The following is a 6,429-nucleotide window of genomic DNA, read 5'->3' on the forward strand; positions in this document are numbered from 1 at the left end:
GGTCAATTAATGATTACTCTCCTACTCGATTTTATAAAGAAAAGATTAATTTATTCAGAAATTATTGATTAATGAATGATTTCTTGATTATAATAAGCACAAGCAGAAAAAAGGTTAATATTTTATAATACATATTAAATGACTTGAAATCATAAAGGAAGGAGGGTGACTATGAATATTTCAGATATCGCATCAATGGCAAACGTATCAAAAAGCACAGTATCAAGATACTTAAATGGTGGATCTGTCAGCCAGAAAACTAAGGATAAAATAGATAAAATTGTACAGGAAACAGGCTATTCACCTAATCAATTTGCACAATCCTTAAAAGCCAAACGTACATTCATGATTGGTGCGATTATTCCTAGACTTGATTCCTATGCAGCAAATCAGATTCTTGAAGGTGCAGATACTTACTTACGTGAAATTAAGTACCAAACCCTGATTGTCAATACGAGTCAAAGTATTGAACAAGAAATAGAAGCATTATATACACTTAACAAAAATAAAGTAGATGGTATTTTATTAATCGCCACACAAATCACAAAGCAACACATTGAAGCGATACAGAAAATAAAGGCTCCTGTTATATTAGTCGGGCAGTCAGATGAACATGTACCTTCTGTAATACAAAATGATTTTGAAGCGGGGCGTACTATTGGAGAATTATTTGGACAACAAAACTTTAAACGTATCGCATATTTAGGTGTCGATGAATATGATAAAGCAGTAGGTGTTGAAAGAAAAAAAGGTATATTGTCAGGTTTAAAACGATATAATCAAACGCCTGATGTTTATTACACAACTTTTGATTTACAACAAGCTGTAGTCGCTGCAAAACCATTAGTGTCTCAATACGATGCATTAATTTGCGGGACAGATAATATTGCGTTAGGAACCTTGAAAGCTGCCCATCATCAACATGTTCAAGTTCCAAATCAACTATCAATAGCGGGATTCGGAGGCTATGATACAACCTCTATTGTCACACCATCTCTTGCGACAATCAGCTTTCCCTATAAACAAACAGGTGAAAAAGCTGCCCAAAATTTAATTCGTATTATCAATGGTGAAGCGATTAAACAAATAGAAGTGATGGATTTTGAGTTTATTAAAAATAACAGTATTGACTTATCTGAAAGCAATGAGTAAAATGTTTGTGAAAGCGTTTTACTTTTATAGTATTTTGGAACCGGTTCCAAATAGAAAGGAGTGATAGGATGGAATGGACACGCGAAGCAAGGTATCGAGGATTATCTTCAATTTCAAATGAAGAATTTGAAAGTATGTCAGACAAAGTGCATCAATCACCTTGGCGACAACACTTTCATGTTCAACCTGTTTCGGGATTGTTAAATGATCCGAACGGCTTCATTTACTTTAAAGGTCAATACCATTTATTTTATCAATGGTATCCGTTAGGTCCTGTTCATGGTTTGAAATATTGGTATCACGTTGTTTCTGATGATTTGATTCATTTTGAAAATAAAGGACCAGTCGTCTATCCTGATACCACATATGATTCGCACGGTGCTTATAGTGGCTCTAGTATACAAATTGAAGACCAGTTGTATTTATTCTATACAGGTAATCATAGGACAAAAGATTGGGAACGTGTACCTTATCAAATGGTAGCGACATTAAATGACGCGTTTCAAGTGAAGGACAAACAGCCACTCATTGAAGGTTCACCGCAAGGTTATACCGACCATTTTAGAGATCCGAAAGTTTGGCAGGAAAATGGAAATTATTATTTCGTGATTGGTGCACAAACTACAGCACAAACAGGGCGTGCTTTAATCTATCAAGGTGATACATCATTCAAGTTTCATTTACTCGGAGAAATTCAAACAGGTTTATCAGATTTCGGATATATGTGGGAATGCCCAGATTTATTTAAATTAGGAAATAAAGATGTGTTAATTTTTTGTCCACAAGGGTTAGAAGCAGATGGGATGAACTATCGCAATATCTATCAATCCGGTTATATCATAGGAGATTTTGATTTAAAGACTTTAGAAATGAAACATGATGGATTTGTTGAATTAGATCACGGCTTTGATTTTTATGCGCCGCAAACAACTATTTCTAAAGAAGGCGAACGTGTCTTAATCGGATGGATGGGTTTACCAGACATTAACTATCCAACAGATGTTTATAACTGGGCACATTGTCTGACTTTACCGAGGGTATTGAAAGTTAAAGAGAATACATTAATACAAACGGTACATCCAGATGTAGAAAAGTTGAGAGTTCGCAGTAATGAAACAAAAATGGATATCACTGATGACAACACTGTATTAGATTTGATTCAACCAGACCGTTCAGAACTCAACATTTCAATCGTTGAAAATGAAGCGGATGTATTAAGCATAGTTTTTTCTAATCAAGTCGAAGAAGCGGTTAAAATAACGTATGATAAAAATACAGGAGTTTTTGAACTAGATCGCAGCCAGAGTGGTGAATTACCAAACAATCAAGATAATCAAAAGAGAAGTGTACAGTTATTTGATGCTTTAAAATCATTGAGAATTTTTATAGATACATCAAGTATAGAAATCTTCATTAATGAAGGTACACATGTGATGACGTCTAGACTGTTTCCTGTTGAACCATATCAATATTGTCAACTATCGTCAGAGTCAGGAACGGTCAAAATGGAAACGAAACAATATGAATTGAAAAGAGGGTAATCATGAATAAATTATATGCAGTTGGAGAAGCATTAATCGATTTTATCCCTAGTGAACGTGATGCGAAATTAAAAGAAGTGACACAGTTTTCACCACAAGTCGGCGGTGCACCTACAAACGTCGCAAGTTGTGTCGCAAAATTAGGCGGCGATGCGGCAGTGGTTACACAAGTCGGTGATGATGCATTCGGCGAGAAAATAGAAGATAAACTCAAGGATGTTGGTGTCGATACGCAGTATTTGAAACAAACATCGACAGCAAATACAGCACTTGCATTTGTCAGCTTAACCGCAGCGGGAGAACGAGACTTTGCGTTTTATCGTAAACCTTCAGCAGATATGTTGTTGGAAGCGGATCAGTTAACAGATTTATCCTTTGATGAGACAGATATTCTGCATTTTTGTTCGGTTGATTTAGTAGATTGTCCAATGAAAGCAACACACCGCATGTTGATTGATCAAATGTTAGAAGCAAAAGGGACTGTTGTTTTTGATCCGAACTTGCGTTTCCCGCTTTGGGATGATTTAGATGCATTACACCATACTGTATTAGAATTTATACCTAAAGCACATATTGTCAAAATTTCAGATGAAGAATTAGAGTTTATTACGCGTCTTAAAGATAAACAAGCAGCAATCGATTCGCTTTTTAAAGGCAATGTAGAAGCTGTTATTTATACAGAAGGCAAAGCAGGTGCTGCGCTTTATACAAAAGAAGGTTTAATTGCACAAGAAACTGGTTTTAATGTAGAAGTTTTAGATACGACTGGTGCGGGTGATGCCTTTATCGGTGCCATCAACTATCAGTTATTAACACATGGTAAGCACAAGCTTTTTGAAGAAAGTCATCAATTTTTAAAATTTGCGAATGCGGTCGGCGCATTAACAACTACTGCATATGGTGCGATAGAAAGTCTGCCGACAAAAACACAAACGACAACGTTTATGAGAGGTGAAAAGTAATGAGTGATAAGAAAATAGCAGAAGCGGTCATTCAAGCAGTGGGTGGAGAGGAAAATATTGAATCTCTTGCCCATTGTGCGACGCGTTTAAGAATCATGGTCAAAGATAATGAAAAAGTAGATCAAGCAGAAGTAGAAGAAATTGAAAAAGTAAAAGGTGCCTTTTATAACTCGGGACAATTTCAAATTATTTTTGGAACCGGTACCGTCAACAAGATTTATAATGAAATTACACAATTAGGTGTAGAGGGCAGTTCGAAATCAGAGGTTAAAGAAGCGGGTGCCAAACAAGGCAATGCATTTCAACGAGCGATTCGTGTGTTCGGTGATGTTTTCGTACCGATTATTCCAGTCTTAGTTGCGACGGGTCTGTTTATGGGACTACGCGGTGTCGTAATGAACGACCAAATTTTAAGCTGGATGGGCATGACAGCTAAAGATATCCCGCAAAACTTTATTTTGTTCACACAAGTGCTGACGGATACTGCCTTTGCGTTTCTGCCTGCATTAGTTGCTTGGAGTGCCTTTAAAGTCTTTGGTGGCAGTCCTGTTTTAGGTATCGTATTAGGATTGATGCTCGTAAACCCAGCATTGCCTAATGCGTATGAAGTAGGTGATGGTTCAGCAGAAGCTATTAAATTCTTTGGTTTTATACCGATTGTCGGTTACCAAGGCTCAGTATTACCTGCATTCTTTGTCGGCTTGATTGGTGCTAAGTTTGAAAAAGCATTGAGAAAACGTATTCCAGATGCGATTGATTTAATTGTGACACCATTCTTAGTCTTACTTGTGATGATTACTTTAGGATTATTTGTGATTGGTCCTGTATTCCATTCAATTGAAACAATTATATTGTCAGGAACAGAATGGGTACTTGCTTTACCATTCGGTATCGCTGGACTTTTAATTGGGTTCTTCCAACAAATTATCGTGGTTACAGGTGTACATCACATCTTTAACTTCATGGAAATTCAGTTGTTAGAAAAATTCCATTATAATGAATTCAACCCGATTATTTCAGCAGCTATGACAGCTCAAGCCGCAGCAGCTGTTGCGGTAGGACTTAAAACGAAAAAGGTTAAATTAAAAACGTTAGCGTTACCTTCAGCATTTTCAGCATTACTTGGTATTACAGAACCTGCGATTTTCGGTGTAAACTTACGTTACTTTAAACCTTTTGTTTGTGGTTTGATTGGTGGAGCAGTAGGTGGATTCTTCGCAGCACTTTTCCACTTAAAAGCATCAGGTATGGCGATTACTGTATTGCCAGGTATCTTATTATTCTTAAAAGATATTGGCCAATTGCCACTTTATTTATTAGTATTAGTAATTTCATTTGCGACAGCTTTTGTATTAACTTGGTTCTTTGGATATAGTGATAAATTAGCTGAGGAGATCAAGGAAGCTAAATAATGGATAAACTGTTAATCACAAATTGTGGTTAGCAGTTTTTTTAATAGAAAATGTTCGCAATTTTTGTGAAGTATCATGGCAAAAGAAAAGTTTAAAAGTTATAATCATTTCGAGTATTGAAGAAGATCAAAGGAGTGCAAAGATGCGAAAATTAGTCATTATTATCCATCCAGATATGGAAAACTCAGTAGTTAATCGTATGTGGAAAAATGCTTTGATAAACGAACAAATTGATGTGGTCGATTTATATGAATTGTACCCTGACAGAAACATTGATGTTGCACGCGAACAAGAAAGATTAATGAGCTACGATACAATAGTATTCCAATTTCCATTATATTGGTATAGTAGTCCGCCATTATTGAAACAATATCAAGATGAAGTGTTTTTATTTAATTTTGCATATGGTCCAGAAGGAACGAAACTTCGTGATAAAAAATTTGCGATTGCGACGACAGTTGGCAGTTTAGAAGAAGATTATTCAGAAGAAGGTTCGAATCGATTCACGTTAGACACATTACTTTCACCATTCGTTGCGACTTTTAATTATATCGGTGCCCAATATAAAGGACACTTTGAACAATATGGTACAGTGAATCACGCGACGAAAAACGAATTGATTGAAGGTAGCAAGCGCTATATAGAATTTGTGAAAAAGTTGTAAATAAAAAAGCTGAGATCGTTTTTTGATCTCAGCTTTCGTTTAATTAGAATAAATACTCTCCAAACTCTAAAGGTTCAATGTATTTGCCGTCTTTATCAAACACACGCATGTTACCGCCAGAGATTTCATCAATAAGTAAAACTTCACCAGTTTTTTCATCGCGACCAAATTCTAATTTAATGTCGTAAAGTTCTAAACCTTTTTGTGCAAGCTCTTCTTTAATGATGTCTGAAATTTTTACTGTTAATTTAGCAATTTCGTCGTATTCACCTGGTTTTAAGATGTTTAACGCTTCAAGACCTGCTTTGTTGATGAGTGGATCTTGTCTTTCATCATCTTTTAAAGTCATTTCTACATATGCGTTAAGTGGTGCGCCTTCTTCGATATAGTCACCGTATCTGCGGATAAATGAACCCACTGCGCGGTATCTGCAAATAACTTCTAATCCATGACCGAATACTGATACTTTTTTAACACGCATTTGACGATCTTCAATATTTGCGTCGATATAATGTGTTGGAATACCAGCAGCGTTGATTTTTTCGAAGAAATAACTTGTCATTTTAAGACCAGCTTTACCTGAACCCTCAACAGTTAAGCCAACTTGGTTTTCACCTGGATCAAATTTGCCATCTTTTCCTGTCATATCATCTTTGAAGAAAAGAACAATTTCACCATCTTTGTCTTGATAGACATCT

The 6,429-nt window shown here is 36.0% G+C and carries 6 protein-coding genes; 5 read left to right on the top strand and 1 reads right to left on the bottom strand.

Annotation, left to right across the window (positions count from 1 at the left end; translation table 11 throughout):
* The first annotated feature begins 171 nt into the window (after positions 1-171).
* The 5 genes from HMPREF2937_RS06910 (at position 172) to HMPREF2937_RS06930 (ending at position 5,731) form a co-directional block, all read left to right on the top strand.
* A complete protein-coding gene (locus HMPREF2937_RS06910) occupies positions 172-1,152 on the top strand; it encodes a LacI family DNA-binding transcriptional regulator (protein ID WP_070864281.1) in 981 nt (326 codons plus the stop codon).
* 68 nt (positions 1,153-1,220) lie between these two features.
* The gene (locus HMPREF2937_RS06915; RefSeq protein ID WP_070864282.1) at positions 1,221-2,693 is read left to right on the top strand and encodes a sucrose-6-phosphate hydrolase; all 1,473 of its coding nucleotides are present in this window, start codon (positions 1,221-1,223) and stop codon (positions 2,691-2,693) included.
* A 2-nt stretch (positions 2,694-2,695) separates the two neighbouring features.
* A complete protein-coding gene (locus HMPREF2937_RS06920; protein WP_070864283.1) occupies positions 2,696-3,655 on the top strand; it encodes a carbohydrate kinase family protein in 960 nt (319 codons plus the stop codon).
* Entirely contained in the window at positions 3,655-5,067 is a 1,413-nt protein-coding gene (locus tag HMPREF2937_RS06925) for a sucrose-specific PTS transporter subunit IIBC (protein ID WP_070864284.1), read from the top strand. Before HMPREF2937_RS06920 ends, HMPREF2937_RS06925 begins: the two co-directional genes overlap by 1 nt.
* A 142-nt stretch (positions 5,068-5,209) precedes the next feature.
* Positions 5,210-5,731: an NAD(P)H-dependent oxidoreductase gene (locus HMPREF2937_RS06930; protein ID WP_060804242.1), complete on the top strand. Its 522-nt coding sequence runs from the start codon at positions 5,210-5,212 to the stop codon at positions 5,729-5,731.
* Between the two features lie 43 nt (positions 5,732-5,774).
* On the opposite strand, the gene HMPREF2937_RS06935 is transcribed toward HMPREF2937_RS06930, so the two are convergent.
* A partial coding sequence (locus HMPREF2937_RS06935; protein ID WP_070626759.1) for a phosphoribosylaminoimidazolesuccinocarboxamide synthase occupies positions 5,775-6,429 on the bottom strand: 655 nt, incomplete at its 5' end.

Origin of the sequence: Staphylococcus sp. HMSC061G12 (assembly GCF_001838465.1) — a bacterium.
Classification (GTDB): domain Bacteria; phylum Bacillota; class Bacilli; order Staphylococcales; family Staphylococcaceae; genus Staphylococcus; species Staphylococcus simulans.

What these genes read in the sequence shown, in the direction of transcription:
- HMPREF2937_RS06910 (WP_070864281.1), top strand. Translation starts at nt 172, where the DNA reads ATGAATATTTCAGATATCGCATCAATGGCAAACGTATCAAAAAGCACA.
- HMPREF2937_RS06915 (WP_070864282.1), top strand. Translation starts at nt 1,221, where the DNA reads ATGGAATGGACACGCGAAGCAAGGTATCGAGGATTATCTTCAATTTCA.
- HMPREF2937_RS06920 (WP_070864283.1), top strand. Translation starts at nt 2,696, where the DNA reads ATGAATAAATTATATGCAGTTGGAGAAGCATTAATCGATTTTATCCCT.
- HMPREF2937_RS06925 (WP_070864284.1), top strand. Translation starts at nt 3,655, where the DNA reads ATGAGTGATAAGAAAATAGCAGAAGCGGTCATTCAAGCAGTGGGTGGA.
- HMPREF2937_RS06930 (WP_060804242.1), top strand. Translation starts at nt 5,210, where the DNA reads ATGCGAAAATTAGTCATTATTATCCATCCAGATATGGAAAACTCAGTA.